The 14,997-nt window shown below is 61.4% G+C and carries 16 protein-coding genes and 1 pseudogene; 8 read left to right on the top strand and 9 right to left on the bottom strand.

Annotated features, from left to right (window positions below; translation table 11 throughout):
• Window positions 1-279, bottom strand: a pseudogene (locus tag KHO31_RS36485) (ABC transporter substrate-binding protein); the annotation flags it as partial.
• A gap of 551 nt (window positions 280-830) precedes the next feature.
• Between KHO31_RS36485 and KHO31_RS36480 the strand changes: the two are divergent.
• Window positions 831-1,724, top strand: coding sequence for a LysR substrate-binding domain-containing protein (locus KHO31_RS36480; RefSeq protein WP_201078311.1), 894 nt, complete (start codon window positions 831-833; stop codon window positions 1,722-1,724).
• A 55-nt stretch (window positions 1,725-1,779) separates the two neighbouring features.
• Here the strand turns inward: KHO31_RS36480 and KHO31_RS36475 are convergent, their stop codons facing one another.
• Both KHO31_RS36475 and KHO31_RS36470 read right to left on the bottom strand, forming a co-directional pair.
• Window positions 1,780-2,862 carry a calcium:proton antiporter gene (locus KHO31_RS36475; protein WP_211625717.1) on the bottom strand — a complete coding sequence of 361 codons (1,083 nt, stop codon included), beginning with the start codon at window positions 2,860-2,862 and terminating at the stop codon, window positions 1,780-1,782.
• Window positions 2,863-3,299: 437 nt separating this feature from the next.
• On the bottom strand, window positions 3,300-3,668 hold the full coding sequence (locus tag KHO31_RS36470) for a BON domain-containing protein (protein ID WP_201078315.1): 369 nt from the start codon (window positions 3,666-3,668) through the stop codon (window positions 3,300-3,302).
• 386 nt (window positions 3,669-4,054) lie between these two features.
• Between KHO31_RS36470 and KHO31_RS36465 the strand changes: the two genes are divergently transcribed.
• Together KHO31_RS36465 and KHO31_RS36460 are read left to right on the top strand one after the other, a co-directional pair.
• A complete protein-coding gene (locus KHO31_RS36465; protein WP_201078426.1) occupies window positions 4,055-4,702 on the top strand; it encodes a DNA-3-methyladenine glycosylase in 648 nt (215 codons plus the stop codon).
• A gap of 273 nt (window positions 4,703-4,975) precedes the next feature.
• The gene (locus KHO31_RS36460) at window positions 4,976-5,320 is read left to right on the top strand and encodes a DUF4148 domain-containing protein (protein ID WP_201085422.1); all 345 of its coding nucleotides are present in this window, start codon (window positions 4,976-4,978) and stop codon (window positions 5,318-5,320) included.
• Between the two features lie 344 nt (window positions 5,321-5,664).
• Here the strand turns inward: KHO31_RS36460 and KHO31_RS36455 are convergent, their stop codons facing one another.
• A complete protein-coding gene (locus KHO31_RS36455) occupies window positions 5,665-6,108 on the bottom strand; it encodes a CBS domain-containing protein (RefSeq protein ID WP_201078319.1) in 444 nt (147 codons plus the stop codon).
• Window positions 6,109-6,388: 280 nt separating this feature from the next.
• Between KHO31_RS36455 and ribA the strand changes: the two genes are divergently transcribed.
• On the top strand, window positions 6,389-7,039 hold the full coding sequence (gene ribA / locus KHO31_RS36450; RefSeq protein ID WP_201078428.1) for a GTP cyclohydrolase II: 651 nt from the start codon (window positions 6,389-6,391) through the stop codon (window positions 7,037-7,039).
• Window positions 7,040-7,118: 79 nt separating this feature from the next.
• On the opposite strand, the gene KHO31_RS36445 is transcribed toward ribA, so the two are convergent.
• Both KHO31_RS36445 and KHO31_RS36440 read right to left on the bottom strand, forming a co-directional pair.
• The gene (locus KHO31_RS36445; protein ID WP_201078326.1) at window positions 7,119-7,532 is read right to left on the bottom strand and encodes an SRPBCC domain-containing protein; all 414 of its coding nucleotides are present in this window, start codon (window positions 7,530-7,532) and stop codon (window positions 7,119-7,121) included.
• 339 nt (window positions 7,533-7,871) lie between these two features.
• On the bottom strand, window positions 7,872-8,798 hold the full coding sequence (locus KHO31_RS36440; protein WP_211625715.1) for an NAD(P)H-binding protein: 927 nt from the start codon (window positions 8,796-8,798) through the stop codon (window positions 7,872-7,874).
• Window positions 8,799-9,005: 207 nt separating this feature from the next.
• Here KHO31_RS36440 and KHO31_RS36435 point away from each other — a divergent pair, with 207 nt between their 5' ends.
• The 3 genes from KHO31_RS36435 (at window position 9,006) to KHO31_RS36425 (ending at window position 12,204) form a co-directional block, all read left to right on the top strand.
• Entirely contained in the window at window positions 9,006-9,941 is a 936-nt protein-coding gene (locus KHO31_RS36435) for an AraC family transcriptional regulator (RefSeq protein ID WP_201108692.1), read from the top strand.
• A 105-nt stretch (window positions 9,942-10,046) separates the two neighbouring features.
• Window positions 10,047-11,141, top strand: a complete 1,095-nt coding sequence (locus tag KHO31_RS36430; protein WP_201108691.1) for a triacylglycerol lipase — start codon at window positions 10,047-10,049, stop codon at window positions 11,139-11,141.
• A 4-nt stretch (window positions 11,142-11,145) separates the two neighbouring features.
• Window positions 11,146-12,204: a lipase secretion chaperone gene (locus tag KHO31_RS36425; protein ID WP_201085425.1), complete on the top strand. Its 1,059-nt coding sequence runs from the start codon at window positions 11,146-11,148 to the stop codon at window positions 12,202-12,204.
• 28 nt (window positions 12,205-12,232) lie between these two features.
• Here KHO31_RS36425 and KHO31_RS36420 read toward each other — a convergent pair whose 3' ends face one another.
• The 3 genes from KHO31_RS36420 to KHO31_RS36410 all read right to left on the bottom strand — a co-directional run bounded on the left by KHO31_RS36420 (window position 12,233) and on the right by KHO31_RS36410 (window position 14,444).
• The gene (locus tag KHO31_RS36420) at window positions 12,233-13,060 is read right to left on the bottom strand and encodes an anti-sigma factor family protein (RefSeq protein ID WP_211625713.1); all 828 of its coding nucleotides are present in this window, start codon (window positions 13,058-13,060) and stop codon (window positions 12,233-12,235) included.
• Complete coding sequence (locus tag KHO31_RS36415) at window positions 13,057-13,575, bottom strand: sigma-70 family RNA polymerase sigma factor (protein ID WP_054036380.1); 519 nt, start codon at window positions 13,573-13,575, stop codon at window positions 13,057-13,059. The genes KHO31_RS36420 and KHO31_RS36415 overlap by 4 nt, the downstream gene beginning before the upstream one ends.
• 143 nt (window positions 13,576-13,718) lie before the next feature.
• Entirely contained in the window at window positions 13,719-14,444 is a 726-nt protein-coding gene (locus tag KHO31_RS36410) for an anti-sigma factor family protein (protein ID WP_201078338.1), read from the bottom strand.
• Window positions 14,445-14,702: 258 nt separating this feature from the next.
• Here KHO31_RS36410 and KHO31_RS36405 point away from each other — a divergent pair, with 258 nt between their 5' ends.
• Window positions 14,703-14,972 (top strand): DUF4148 domain-containing protein, encoded by a 270-nt coding sequence (locus KHO31_RS36405; RefSeq protein ID WP_201078340.1) that lies wholly within the window; start codon window positions 14,703-14,705, stop codon window positions 14,970-14,972.
• The last annotated feature ends 25 nt before the right edge of the window (window positions 14,973-14,997 follow it).

The following is a 14,997-nucleotide window of genomic DNA, read 5'->3' as shown; positions in this document are numbered from 1 at the left end:
GCGGTCGCCCGCGGCCTTGACCTTGGCGACCATGCCGGACGTGCCGTCGGCGCGGTCGGCGATCACCTTCGCGCCGGTTTTCGCCGTGAACGTGGCGGCGATGTTGCGCAACGCGGCGGCGCCGGTGTCATCGGACCACGTCAACAGACGCAGGGTCTTGCCGGAGAAATTGTGCTCCTGTGCTCGCAGATTGATAAACGGCATCGGCAATGCGGACGCCGCGAGTGCCGCGCCGATTGTCTTGATGGCCTGCCTTCTACCCCGTTTGATCTCTTGCATGGCGGTCTCCTGTGTTGAACGCCTGTTGCCTGGTGATATTCGCTCTGACCGCTGCCGCTGCATCGCCCATTTGCGCTGCACGTTGCACCCAACCTCATGCGATAGCGGATGCGTTGCGTGTTGATGCACTCTAGGTTTGCCAAAATCCATCAACAAACGAAATATGCGCATGGAGCGCATGACGGAATCTCATGGGCTGGCTGTCGCGCGATGCTAGCGGCGGCTTCGCTGCGATCCGTGGGAACCCCAATCCAGTAGCGTATCGGGGTTAACGTCCATGATTTTTTTGGCGCGGGTCGGCCAGGAGGCGGTATGAGGAAAGCTCGGTTCTGGTGCGGTGTCCGGCAGGATTTGCCCTGAGTCGGTGCAAGCGGGTGCGTTCAGGACGGAATTGGCGGATGATCATGAGCCCAATGCATGCATGTTTGCGCCGCTGGCAACTCGTGCTGGGCGTTCTGATCGCGTATCCTGTGGGCACAGCAGGCGTGACGGCACACAACGCCGCATACCCGTGCAATGATTTTTTCTGATTCCAGACTGGACTCTTCCCGATGCGACGTCTCCCGCCGCTCAACGCGTTGCAGATTTTCGAAACCGTCGCGCGGCATCGCAGCTTTACGCGCGCCGCTGACCACCTATGTCTGACGCAAGGCGCGGTGAGCCGGCAAATCATCGCGCTCGAGGACTACTACAAGTTTCCGCTCTTCAAACGCCATGCGAAAGGTCTGACACTGACCGCCGAAGGCGAATTGCTGCTGCCGGCCGTGAAGGAGAGCTTCGCGCGTATCGAAGAGATATCGCTGCGCCTCACGCGTCAACGTACCGATCTCGCGCTGAAAGTGCCGACCTGCGTGATGCGCTGGATGTTGCCGAAGATCATGCGCTTCCAGGCCGAGTATCCCGATCTGCATGTGCAGATCACGACCACCTGGCAACACGACGTCGATTTCCAACTCGAGCCCTTCGATGCGGCAATCATCTATGGCTCGTCGCCGGGCGTGGACGTGCAGGCGGTGCCGTTGTTCGAGGAGCGTCTGACGCCGGTATGCGCGCCCGATCTGCTGAAAGACAAACCGCTGGACGAGGTTGCGGATCTGGTGCGCCACACGCTGCTGCATCCGACACGTGATCATCGCGACTGGAAGATGTGGCTCGCCAAGGTGACCGAGGCGGATGCAGCGGATACACACGGTATCGACGCTGAACATGGGCCGAGCTTCGACACGCTCGACATGGCGACCAACGCCGCTTTGCAGGGCTTCGGCGTCGCCATCAGCGACCTTGCCTTGATCGACGAAGACGTCGCGGCCAAGCGCCTCGTGCGGCCGTTCGATACGGTGCTCAAGACCGGCTGGCGCTATTACTTCGTCTATCCGGATTCAGTCGCGCATCAGCAGAAACTGAATCTGTTTCGCGACTGGATTACGGATCATTGGGAAGAATAGGAGAGGAGCCCGTTGTCTGCGTTGTCTGGATAGCGCGCGGGCCTCAAACCTGGTGTCAGGGCGCGAAAGACAGAAACAGATACGCCGCGAAGAGTGACAGATGCACGGCGCCTTGCAGAATCGTCGTGCGCCCACCACTCAGCGTCAGGGTGCCGACGACCAGCGTGAGCATCAGCAGCACGGTTTCCTTGCCGTCGATACCGAGTATGAGCGGCTGGGCGGTCCACAAAAACACCACGGCAACGGTCGGAATGGTCAGCCCGATGCTGGCCAGCGCCGAGCCAAGCGCGAGATTCAGGCTGTTCTGCAAGCGATCGGCGCGCGCTGCGCGCACGGCCGCGAGTCCTTCTGGCAACAGCACCAGCGCGGCAATGAAAATGCCGACCACCGCCGGCGGCGCGCCCGCGTTTTTCACCGCGGTTTCGACCACCGGCGAGAGCACCTTCGCCAGCAATACGACGGCGACCAGGCACACCACCAGCAAGCCGCCGCTTGCCAGCGCGACACCCGTGCTCGGTGGGGCTGCATGAACGTCCTCGTCGGGAACCCCGGCAAGGAAGTAGTCGCGATGACGCACGGTCTGGACGAACACGAATACCCCATACAGCACCAGCGACGACACCCCCGCGAACGCCAGTTGCGACGATGACAGAACCGGGCCGACCTTGGTCGTCGTGTAGTTCGGCATCACCAACGTCAACACAGACAACGAGGCGAGGACCGCCAGCGACGCCGCCGCGCCGCGACTCTGAAAGTCCTGCTCGCGATGCCGGATGCCGCCCACCAGCAGGCAAATGCCGACGATCCCATTGCAGACGATCATCACCGCAGCGAACACGGTGTCGCGCGCGAGGCCGGCCTTTTCAGGGCCGGACGTCAGCATCACCGAAACGATCAGCGCGACCTCGATCACCGTCACGGCCACCGCCAGCACCAGCGTGCCGAATGGCTCGCCGACGCGATGCGCGACCACTTCCGCATGGTGCACCGCTGTGAACACGGCTGCGCACAGTGCGACGCCGATCAGTGCGAGCAGCAATCCGTTGCCCGGCAGGGCATATGCCACGCCCAGCACGATCCACGCGACAAAGGGTGCGGCAATGGTCCAGCGGGGTAAAACGGTCGCGGGCGTGGTCATTCTGGGCTTCCTTTTGTTGCTTGATCTCGTTGCTTATATTGGACTGACGCGGCGCGCACGGATGGGCCCCGACGAGATATGGGGCGAGCGCGGGAGCGAGCGAGAATGCTAATCCATTTCGTCAACAACGCCCCCTAAAGCATTAAATTATAAAGGATAGTTCACGGCGAACGAGGCTTTGTCTGTCGGCGGGACGGGTTGTGCCGACGCAGTGGCGAAGGCGGTAATACAACCGACGGTTGTTCGGCTTCTGAAGGATTGAGCCAAGCAGGATTGCGCGGAAAAAGCGGCGCGGTTTCGATGGATGAAACACCATCGGTCCAGAACTGCGGCGTTAGCAGCTTCAGGAAAAAAGAACCCGGATGTGTCGGGCCGGACGCGCCGCCTCGTGAGGAAGCGTTGCGTCCGGATGTGGCGCTACAACTGACTAACGCGGGTTACTGTCCGACCGGACGGATCGACAGTGCGTTCTTGACCGACGTCACGCCCGGCACGGCTTGCGCGGCCTGGGTTGCGAGGTCGACTTGCGGCTGCTCAGGCACCGTGCCGGCCAGCGTCACTGCACCGCCACGCGCACGCACGGTGATGTTGGTCACGCTCAGGCCCTTGGTCTTCGACAGGGCGCTGCGCACTTTGCGTCCCAGCGCACGGTCGGCTGCCTTGACGGACTTGGCGCTAGGCGCCGACGAAGCCGCCATCGGGGCTGCCGGCGTGGCCGCCGCATCGCTGCTTTGCGCGTAGGCACTGACGGACGCCAGAACGATCAGTGCGCCGCCTACCATCTTGATTGCCTGGAATGCTTTCATTCAACTCTCTCCTATTGTCATAAACACGACGGCCCCGGGTGGGGTCGGTGTACTGCACCAGCGGGTACTTCGGGATCAAATCTGAATGGAACGCTGTTGCGGGCCTTGCGATTTTTTCAATCTGTAAGCTGATGGGGCGGGCCTAAGCACACGCATACCGGCAAAGGCTGTCCTGCGGGCCGGAAACACACGATACTCCAATTAGTGCCATGGTGAATGCGCAGCTGCCCGGAAATGAGGTTTTGATACAACGAATGGGCTGATGAAGGCAGGCCCATGGCGCGCTACCGCTTGGTGCGGCGCGGATGGCATGCCCGTCGGAGTGTCTGCTACGCGTTCGCGTCCCTTGAACCCCAGCTTTGTCCTTCACGACCAGTCCGGACCGCATGCCGAATCAGCCGCTGCCCATCCTCCCATTGCTTCGTGACGATTTGCCGCTCGACACGGTCGCGCTAGCGCGCTTCATGGTCGGCAAATACCTCGTGCACGATCTGCCCGAAGGCCGCATCAGCGGCCGGATCGTCGAAACTGAAGCGTATCCGCTCGGCGATTCGACCAGTCACGCGTTTCAAGGTCGTCGCCCGTACAACGGGTCGATGTTTCTCGCGCCGGGCCACGCCTATGTCCGGCTCACGTATGGGCTTTCGTACATGCTGAACATGTCCGCGGAAGCGGAGGAGGTCGGCGCCGGCATTCTGCTTCGTGCTATCGAGCCACTGGAAGGCTTACCCCTGATGGAAGCCCGGCGCCCTGGCGTGCCGCTGCGCGACCTCGCGCGCGGTCCCGGCCGGCTCACCATTGCCTTAGGCATCGATCAGTCATTCGATGGCCGTGATCTTTGCACTGGGCGCGACCTGTGGATCGGCGTGATCGAGACGGGTGATGTGCCGATTGGCGTGACGACGCGCATCGGTTTGTCGCGCGAGATGCATCGGCCGCTGCGGTTTTTCGAACCCGGCAGCGCGTTCGTCAGCGGGCCCCGAAAACTGTTGCTGCCGCCGCATGCCGGCGCTTTGGCGGGCGCGCAGAATTGACCACAAGCCACACGTAAAGCGGCAAAACACACCCAGTGTGGGCGCATTGTCGAAACGTCAGACGCAAAAGGTTACGATCCCGACAATTATTACGGTAAAGCTATGACTTTGAGCGCACGCGGCGGTAAATTTCACCGCATTCTTGCGATTTGAGCAATTGTATATCTCTTAATTAAGGGTTTTCCCTTGATGACCGGATGACTAGACTGAAGTTAATCGCTTCTCACATGGTGTGGCAGGCGAAACAAAAAACAAGTCTGGAGGTAAGTCATCATGAAATCGCTCATCAAGGTATTCGCTATTGCAGCTGTTCTCGCAGCCCCGGTCGCTTCGTTTGCTCAATCGAGCGACCAGCCTGTCACCCGCGCGGAAGTTCGCGGTCAATTGATCCAGTTGGAACAAGCTGGCTACAACCCGGCGACGACCAACGACACGACCTATCCATCCGACATTCAAGCCGCCGAAAGCCGCGTGCAGGCGCAAAACCCGGCCGTCGCGCAAACGCAGGAACCCGTCGCGAATACCAGTGGCTACGGTGGCGCGGTGAGCGGTTCGTCACAGTCGGGTGGCGTTGTACAGCAGATGTCCGGCCCGAAGTCGGTTTATTTCGGTAACTGATTTCTTTAGCAGCCGGCTGCTCTGGCCGGCAGTTGATCGAAGCTGAGCGTGCGTGAATCAGCAGAGCGCACGTGATGCGATCGGCAAGTAGTCAGCAGTTTGATGTGGTTAGGGAAATGCGCGCCTTATGCGGCGCGCATTGAAGAACATTGTGTTTTGCCGTAAGTGGTATGCGCGGCGGTTTGCGCCGTCAGACCAGGAATCCGCCGCGCAGTGTCGCGATCCACCATTCAAGAACCTCCGCTGCCGCAAGGTAGCTTCGCCCAACCTTTTTCGAGGATTGGGCTTTTTTTGCGCCCTGTTTCGACAGCGTTCGTCGCGCGACGTGCGATAGGCGGCGAACCTCAAGGCCGTTCGCCGTGGATATAGAACTCGAGCTGCTGAATCGTGAACTGCTGCTCGGCGATGATGTTCTTCACCAGGTCGCCGATCGATACCATGCCCACCAGGCGGTCGTTTTCGATTACCGGCAAGTGGCGCATGCGCCGTTCGGTCATCAGAGCCATGCAGTCTTCGGTGGTCTGGTCGGGACGCACGAAGCGCACGGCTTTGCTCATGATGTCGCGCACCGGCGTGGCTTTCGACGAGCGGTCCATCAGAACGACTTTGCGTGCGTAGTCGCGCTCCGTAATGATCCCGGCGATGCTGTCGCCGTCCGTCACGACCAGTGCGCCGATGCCCTTTTCAGCCATCAGCTTGATCGCCTCGTAGACGGAATCGTCGGCCCCGACTGTGTAGACGATGGTGTTGTTCGGTTTCGTTTTAAGAAGTTGTGCAACGCTTGTCATGGAGCGGCTCCGTTTCGCAGTGCAGCACGCCGGTGCGGCGCGCTGTCGTGAGGGACAGGCCATTCAAGTATAGGCGCGACGCGCGGCCGAAGTACCTCGGGAATACCTGTGGCGCGCAGCACGGTAAGCCTGGTTTAGCCTTGCGAGTAGCGTGGCGGCACCGTGGTTCCTTGTGCGGCGCATGGACATCCGGGTGCGTTGCGCCGATTAGCGGTAAACTCCCAGTCCATACCTCATCCCCGGTTTGATCGGGTTCATGTCAGCACCATTGTCCAACGCCATGCTCACGTCTCACGATCCGTCGCCAGCACCAGACGGCGCAATCAACGGCGAATGCGTCGTTCTCGACGCTACCGCCACGCTCCCCACGCGCTACGGCACGTTCACGTCCTATGTGTTTCGCGTGTCCGAAAGCGGCGCCGAACATCTCGCGCTCGTGATGGGCGATGTCGCAAACCAGTCATCCGTGTTGACACGCCTGCACTCCGAGTGCCTGACGGGCGACGTGCTCGGCTCGTATCGCTGCGATTGCGGCGAGCAGCTCGATCTGGCGCTGCGTTATATCGCGGCCGAAGGCTGCGGCGTGCTGCTGTATCTGCGCGGCCACGAAGGGCGCGGCATCGGCCTGTCGAACAAGATTCGTGCGTATGCGCTGCAGGAGCAGGGCCGCGACACCGTCGAGGCCAATCTCGATCTCGGCTTGCCCGACGACTCGCGCGAATACGATTCGGCGGCGGGCATTTTGCGCACGCTCAAGGTCACCTCGGTGCGCCTGATGAGCAACAATCCGGAGAAATTCGACACGCTGTCGAAACACGGCATTCCGGTATGCGAGCGGGTCGCGCTGGCGATTCCGATGCGCGAGGAAAATGAGCGCTATATCCGCACCAAGCAGTTGAAGTTTGGGCATTACTTCGACGAGAACGAATAAGCGGCGCATGCGCGCCGGCCGCCTTTTGCAAACGGCGGCCGGTGGTATGGCGTCGATTTTGTCAATCTATTGCGTCTCTTTACTGCCTCGCTTGAACGAACTTTGCAAAATTGTTCAAGATGGCTTGCCACCCTTGTTTCTGCTGTTCGATGGGATTTTCCAATTCAGCATCAAACGCAACACGAACCGTCACGCCTTTTGCTCCCGTGATGAACTCCACCGATGCAGTGCGGTCGCCAAACGAGAACTCGAGCAGTTCCTGAGGGACCACCTTGGTGTAGGTTCCTTCGAAATCAAAGCCGAAGCTACCGTCCTTGGCCTCCATGCGTGAAGAGAAAATGCCGCCGACGCGTAGATCGACAGTCGATTGGGTTGTGTGCCAATCGTCAGACGCCGTGTTCCACTGCTTGATATCGCTCGGCGTCGTGTAAGCACTCCAGACTCTGGCGACAGGAGCATTGACGAACGTTTCGACGGTGATTTTCGTGACCATGATTTTGTCTTTCGTTTGCTGTTGTGAATAGAGTTTCCAGATAATGCCGCAAATGTGCGGCGCTTGAACCGAGATGCCTCAATCCGAGCCGAGTTGCGGCGAATCAGAATAAGCCAAAATCGTCGTTGCTATCGGGAATAGCGTTGAGCGTATCCCGAAGCGCTCGCCAGCCGACCAGTCCCGCAAGATATTCCGAGATCGCAAGGATCGCTGTCCAGTTACGAGTGCTCGTAGTTTCGCGCGCTTGCAGGGGGCGATGCGCCGCGATTTTCCGCGATGCCATAGACGCGCGCAGCAAAGGGCAGGTATGCATGCCGTTTCTCCTATTGCCAGTGCCGTTCAGCGCGCCGCCGTGGTTGCAGTTGAAGTCGCAGTTGACGCTGCACCGGCGCGCGCGAGGATCGCCGCGAATACGTCCGCGAGCGCCGTCGAGCCGAAGCGTCGTTCGCTGATCTCTGTTTCGACGTCGATGCGGCCCGCGTTGTGCGCGTCGTACAGATCCGTGACGAGACGCGCGTGGTTCTCGCCGAGTCCCGCGCCATGGAGCATGGCGGGCCATTCGCCACGCGGCACTTCGTAGGCGGTGATCTGACGGTGTGCCAATTCACCGACCGTGTGTGCGACGTCTAACGCGCTGACGCGCGCCTCTCCTTCGATGCTCACCACCCGTGGCGATACCTTCGCCGGTCTGTCGTCGAGCAGCAGTTCGGCGGCAAGCAGGCCGACATCCTGTGCGGCGACCGTCGGATACAGCTTGCTCAACGGATGATGCAGACTCGGCAGCACGCCTCTCGCGAGCGCGATCGGCAGCACGCGACCCCAGTTGTGCATGTGTTCCGCTGAACGCAGAAACGTCATCTGCGAGGCGACCGGCGCGAGTTGTGTTTCGAGGTAGTGAAACAGCGTCGTGATGCCCGTGCCACTCGCGTGTTCCGCGCCGTAGTCGGAAAGCGCGAGCAGGCGTTGCGGCGGGTTGGCGCGCAATGCGCCCGCGCTCACGTCGATCATGCGCCGCATCGCGGTTGCGGGATCGGCGTCTGAGTGCGGTACCGGACACAGTATCTGTACCGCATGCGCTCCCTCGATAGCGCGCTCGACCGAAACCGGATCGAGCAGATCGGCAATGGCGATTTCGCAGCCGATTTCCGCTAACAGTTCGCCTTGCTTGTTGTTACGGACTACCGCGCGCACTTCACGGCCCGCCCGGCGCAAAGCCGCGGCGCTCACTCTGCCTACATTGCCTGCTGCTCCAAAGATCACAAACATGTTGAGCTCCCTCCTGGATCGGTATGTCGCCATCTTAGGGAGGCGAGGATACGGAAACGCGCGGGCGCGGATCGTCGTGAGCAGATTCGGATGATTGTTTTTCTTTGCGGCAGTGCAGCATGTGAGTTGGGGCGGTGCGAGCCCAAGCGAAGCGACGAAAAACGCAGCACAATGCATACACTTTGGCCGCCATCGACGAGGGAACACATGAATGCCGCGACACCGATACCGCAACCGCACAGCGGTTCCCGCATTGCGTTGCGCTCCAGCAAGGCACTCGGCTGGCAGGGTTTCGGCGCGGATCTGGTCAATGTGTCAGCCGGGCTGCACCGGATTCCGGCGCTCAAGCACCATCGCGTGGGCGTGCATGTCGGCGCGCCGGTCAAGGCGCGTTGCATGTGCAACGAGCGTCGCTACTCGCGGATTCAGGCGCATGGCGATGCCGATGTGATTCCTGCAGGCGTCGACGGGCAGTGGACCGATGAATCCGCTTGCACGATTTTCAGCGTGTGGATCGGCGAGGACTTTGCGCAGAGAACCGTCGAACAGTTGGAATTGAAATCGAGCGAAGCGCAGTTGCGCCCGCAGTTTCAGATGCGCGATCCGCGCTTTCAGCATCTGGCCTGGGCGTTGCGCGCCGAACTCGAAGCGGATGATGCATCCGATCCGCTTTACGCCGAAAGCCTGTGTACGGCGATGGTGGTGCGGCTGATCGGCAGCGTGCCGGTGCTCGACACGCTCGAGAACAAGCGCCGCACGCTTGCGCCGAAGACCGCCGCTCGCGTGATCGAGTTTATCGAAGCGCATCTGGATCAACGCCTTACGCTTGGCGAACTGGCCGCGCACGCCGAGTTGAGCGTGCCGCATTTCAAGGTGCTGTTTCGCGAAACGCTCGGTATGCCGGTGCATCAGTATGTGGTGCAGCGAAGGGTTGAGCGGGCGAGGGCGCTGTTGCTTCATGGCAGGCTGAGTGCGAGCCAGATCGCGCTGGAAACCGGCTTTGCGCATCAGAGTCATATGGCGCATTGGATGGGGCGGTTGCTGGGCGTTACGCCGCGGGAGTTGATCAAGTCAAGCGCGAATCCAGGCAGCATCATCGACCTCGACACCTTCAATGCCCGCCGCATCGCCACACCGCGATAAACCCTGAAAGCGCACCGCAGCATAAACAGTTTGGAGTTCACGCTCTATTGCCCTCACTCGATTTGTATAGCTAAATACGCGGACTTCGCAACCGGAGGCCGTCACATGTCGAAATCGAAGGGTTCTCGCATCGTCGCCTGGGCGATCGCTGCTGCTGTCGCAAATGCTCCGCTCGCCATTCTGCTGACACTCGCCACGCCGGTCGGCATCGATCGCGCGGTCGCCGCAACATCAAACACCAGCGCCGACGATTACGCGGCAACCCGCTATCCGATCATCCTCGTGCATGGCCTCACAGGGACCGACAAATATCTCGGCGTGCTCGACTACTGGTACGGCATTCAGTCCGACCTTCAGCAGCACGGCGCAACCGTGTATGTGGCGAACCTCTCGGGCTTTCAGAGCGACGACGGTCCGAACGGCCGCGGCGAACAGCTGCTCGCTTACGTGAAGCAGGTCCTGGCCGCAACCGGCGCGCAGAAGGTGAACCTGATCGGCCACAGCCAGGGCGGTTTGACCTCGCGCTACGTTGCGGCGGTAGCGCCGGAACTCGTCGCTTCGGTTACCACGATCGGGACGCCGCATCGCGGTTCGGAGTTCGCCGACTTCGTGCGGGACGCGTTGCAAAAGGACCCAACCGGACTTTCGACACCCATCATCGGTGCCTTTGCGAATATATTCGGCATCCTGACGAGTAGCAACAACAACACGAACCAGAATGCGGTGGCCGCGTTGCAAACGTTGACCACGGCCAACGCCGCGGCATACAACTTGCGCTATCCGAGTGCCGGTCTAGGTACGCCCGGTTCATGTCAAACTGGCGCGGCGACTGAAACCGTCAACGGCAACACGCATCTGCTGTACTCGTGGGCGGGCAATGCGATTCAGCCGACTTCGGTGCTTGGCATTCCCGGCGCCACCGACACCAGTGTTGCGCTAATCGATTCCGCCGACGTCCTCGATCCGTCGACACTCGTTTTGTACGGCACCGGCGCGATTATGCTGAGCCGCCAGTCGGGGCAGAACGACGGTCTTGTCTCGGTGTGCAGCGCGCTCTACGGCAAGGTGCTCGGCACCAGCTATAAGTGGAACCATCTCGACGAAATCAACCAGTTGCTCGGCGTGCGTGGTGCGAACGCGGCAGATCCGGTGGCGGTGATTCGTACGCAGGCAAACCGGCTGAAGACGCAAGGCGTGTGAACGGATGCGGCGATTGGATCGGCAGCGGGGCAGCGCACGGAGTCAGTGGCTGGTTTTCGTAGCGGTGGGCGCAGTGTCGGCCGGTGCTGCATTGTGGCTGAACCGCCCGCCGTCCGCGCGTGATGCGTCAGCCTTGCACGCGGTGAATGCAACGAGCTCTGTGCAATCCACGCCCGCTTTGAGCAAGGACGTGGCCGCCGGCACGTCGATGGCCGGCGCATTGCCCGCTTCGCTTGACGGTTCGACGCCGCCGCATCTGCCAACCGATGGACACGGTCACCTCGCGCGCACCCGTGCGGTCCGCGATTTCTTCGATTATTTCCTGACGACGCAAAATGAAATCTCCGCCGCGACGCTCGACGCATTGGTGCGTCGCCAGATCGCCGCGCAACTCGACGGCATACCGGCTGCCGACGAAGCGGTGACCGTCTGGCAGCGCTACAACGAGTATCGCGCGGCGCTCGACCAATTGCCACAAACCGCGCCAACCCCAGGACAGAGCGGCGCCAGGCCGGACCTCGACGCGCTGCAACTTTCGCTCGACCAGCGCGACGCGTTAGGGACCCGCTTGATGGGCGAATGGAACGAACCATTCTTCGGCGTCGAATCGCAGCAGCGACACACGGATTTGGCGCGCCTGCGCATCGCGTCAGATGGCTCGTTGAGCGCCGCGCAGAAAGCGGCGCGTTTCGCTGCGCTAGACGCGGCACTGCCGCCGGAAACACGCGCGGCCCACGAGCGCGCGCGTCAGCAACAGGCCGCACTCGACGCGATTGGTCAGGCGCAGAAACAGGGCGGTTCGCTCGATGCGATGCGTGCGCAGATCACGCAGACACTTGGGCCTGAAGCGGCGCAACGCGTCGTGCAGATGCAGCAAGCCGACGACGCCTGGCAAGCCCGCTATGCGGACTATTCGAACCAGCGCGCGCAGATCGACAAGCAGGATTTGCCGCCTCAACAACGCGACGCGCAGGTCGCACAGTTGCGCCAGCAGTTCTTCACCAATCCGAGCGACGCGATGCGCGCCGCGTCGCTCGATCGCGGCAACGGTTCAGCAAACTGAACCCTTTATCGCGACGCGGCGCGGCATCTCAACCCGGCGCGGCACCGGTCAACTGCGAGTACACGTCATGCGAAAGCTGCAACAACTGCTTGCGATCGATCCCGCCTGACACCGCATAGCCAAAATCGCCGTCCACCCAGTAGAACACGTTCACCGGGCCGTCCTGATACAGCTTGAACGCGGTGGTGTTCGCGTTCACCTGACGATGCGAAATGCACAGCGTCACGCGTTCGCCGTTCGGCCCGCGATACATGAATTGCGCGGTCGGCCCGTCGGCACCCGGCAACAGACGGCCGCCGGACAGGTTGAACCCGCTCTTGGAAAGAATCGGCGGATGCACGTTGGTGCCGAGCCGGTTGGACAGCCACTGCACGAAATCCTGTTCGTGATCGGCATTCATGTCGGCCGGACGGTCGACAGCGGGCATATAAACCACGTGTGCCACCGCGGCTTGCCGTGCGAAACCCTCAGCGCTATCCGCGCTAACAGGGCGCGTGTCCGAGTGCCCGGCGACGGGCGCCATGACGTCCTGCCCCCTATGCGTGCCCACGCCGATGCCGACGCCCAGCACCAGTGCCGCGGCCATCCCGGCGAACTGCGGCCAGTTGGCGGCAATGCGCCAGCGGCGCCTACTGGTCAAAGGCGCCTGCAGCCGTTTGGGCACAGGCTCGCTCAACACGCGGTCATAGCGTTCATGGAACATGTTGTTCAGCGAGAAATAATCGCTGACACGTGTGGCCAACTCGGGGTTCTGTTCGAGCGCGCGCTCCACCTCGACGCGTCGTGCGTCGGACAGCGTGCCGTCCACGTACGCGTGCAGGTCTTCTTCGCCGATCGGCGTGTGTTGGTCGCTCATCGCACCACCTGTAATTTTGCACCGGGCTGCGTGCCCGCCATCAATGCCCGAAGCCGCTCGCGCCCGCGCGAAAGGCGCGACATCACGGTGCCGATCGGAATGTTTAGCGCGAGGGCCACGTCGGCGTAGCTCATTTCCTCGAGACCGACGAGCAGCACGACTTCGCGCTGCTCCATGGGCAGGCGCTGCAACGCGTAGTCGAGGTCACGCATTTCGAGCGAACGGGTCTGATCGGACGGCACGGCAAATTCGCTTTCGTGGACGCTGTCGTCGTCGACCGCCACGTGGACGGCGCGCGCCGAAGCCTTGCGCGCCTGATTGGCGAACACGTTATGCATGATCGTGAACAGCCATGCACGCAGGTCGGTGCCGGGCTGGAACATGCCGGTGCGGCCGAGCGCGCGTTCGAGCGTGTCCTGCACCAGATCGTCGGCGAGATCGCGATTGTTGATCAGCGCTCGTGCATAGCGCCGCAAACGCGGCACATGCTCCATCAACTCGTCACGGACATCCATTTTCTATCCCAGTCGTGGGGCTTCTCGTGGGGCGCCGGGTGGGCGGCCGTCGATTGAACCACCACGCGCATTCGAGGTGCAAACACGCGTGGGCGCATTTTATTCCGTTGTTTTTTGTAGTGTTGCGAAAAGCTGGAGAGGGCTTACCGCATGGTCATGACGTCGGCGGCACGCATCAGGCCGTGGGTGCGGGCGTCGCCGGCGACCACGAAGTGCTGCCGCTGTGCCGTCCAGGTCAGCAGACGGATCTCGCCGATCCGGCGCGCGGCCCACTGCGGCTGGGCCGGCGCCAGCAGCGCCAGGGTGGACATCAGCACGACGGGCCGGTTGTCCCCGTTCAGATAAATGAATTCGCTGGCGCGTTGGAACGGGCCGAGAGATAGAACCCTTTGATCGACGAGTCGCAATCCGATCGCGGCGAGGTTAGGCGCCGACACGTCGGTTCGCGTCGGCGAGGCGGCGGAATACTGGGCGGACGCGGTTTCTGCCAGCGCCATCACAGCGGCATTGTTAAGCGCCTGAAGTGACACCTGGGTGGCGGCAAGCCAGCCGCTCGCGGCCACCAGCATCAGAACGAGCGCCGCGAGCGCATTCACCATTTTGCCGGGGCGCCTTGTGGTCTTCAGCCGGGCGAGTGCGCCGCGCCATCCTTCGGCACGGCTCGAAACGGGCTCGTCAGTTGTTTGGAACGCCTGCTGCATCTGCGCGTTCAGCCTGCCGTAGAAAGCCACACGGCGTGCTTCCGCGGGATCCTTGCCCAGATAGTCCTGCAAAAATGCGGCACGTTCCGGCGTCAGCGTGCCATCGGCGTAGGCCTGAATGTCGGCTTCGGAAAGCGGCGAGTCAGAGGGGGCGTCGGTTGAGATCATGGTGGCGGCGTTCGTCGGATTTCAGCTATCGAGTGGCGAACACGTGCAGCACAGCGTTTATTCCATGCGTTTTCCACACCATTTTCGATGCGCTCACCACGTCGTTATGACACAGCTCAACGACAGGTAAACCAGTTCACATGCTGTTTTCTTCCACATTCGGGATATGTTTTTTCTGAAGTGAAAACGCAGGAATAAAAGCCGGCAGAACGTGGTTCTCCCTCATGCAAACCCGCACAAAACTCACTGGAGTTCATCATGAAGAAGATCGCTTTTGCCGCATTGTCTGTCGTCATTCTTGCCGTTTCGTCGAGCGCTTTTGCAGAAGGCAAGACACGTGCTCAGGTGTACCAGGAATTGATCGAAGCCCAACAGAACGGTCTTGATTACGTGACTGATGCATCGTATCCGGATGTGAGCCCTGTCTTCGCGCAGCAGGTCGAGCAGCACAAGGCTGCACTTGCTGCAAAGGCGGCCGCCGCGAGCCACGTCGCAGGCGGCGGCGCGGCGGCCGGTGGCGTCAATTGAAGAGATCGATATCCGGCGCGCGCAG

The sequence above is a fragment of the Paraburkholderia domus genome (assembly GCF_905220705.1).
Classification (GTDB): Bacteria; Pseudomonadota; Gammaproteobacteria; order Burkholderiales; family Burkholderiaceae; genus Paraburkholderia; species Paraburkholderia domus.
Note: the sequence above shows the minus strand (reverse complement) of the source record. Positions and strands in the feature narration are given on the sequence as shown.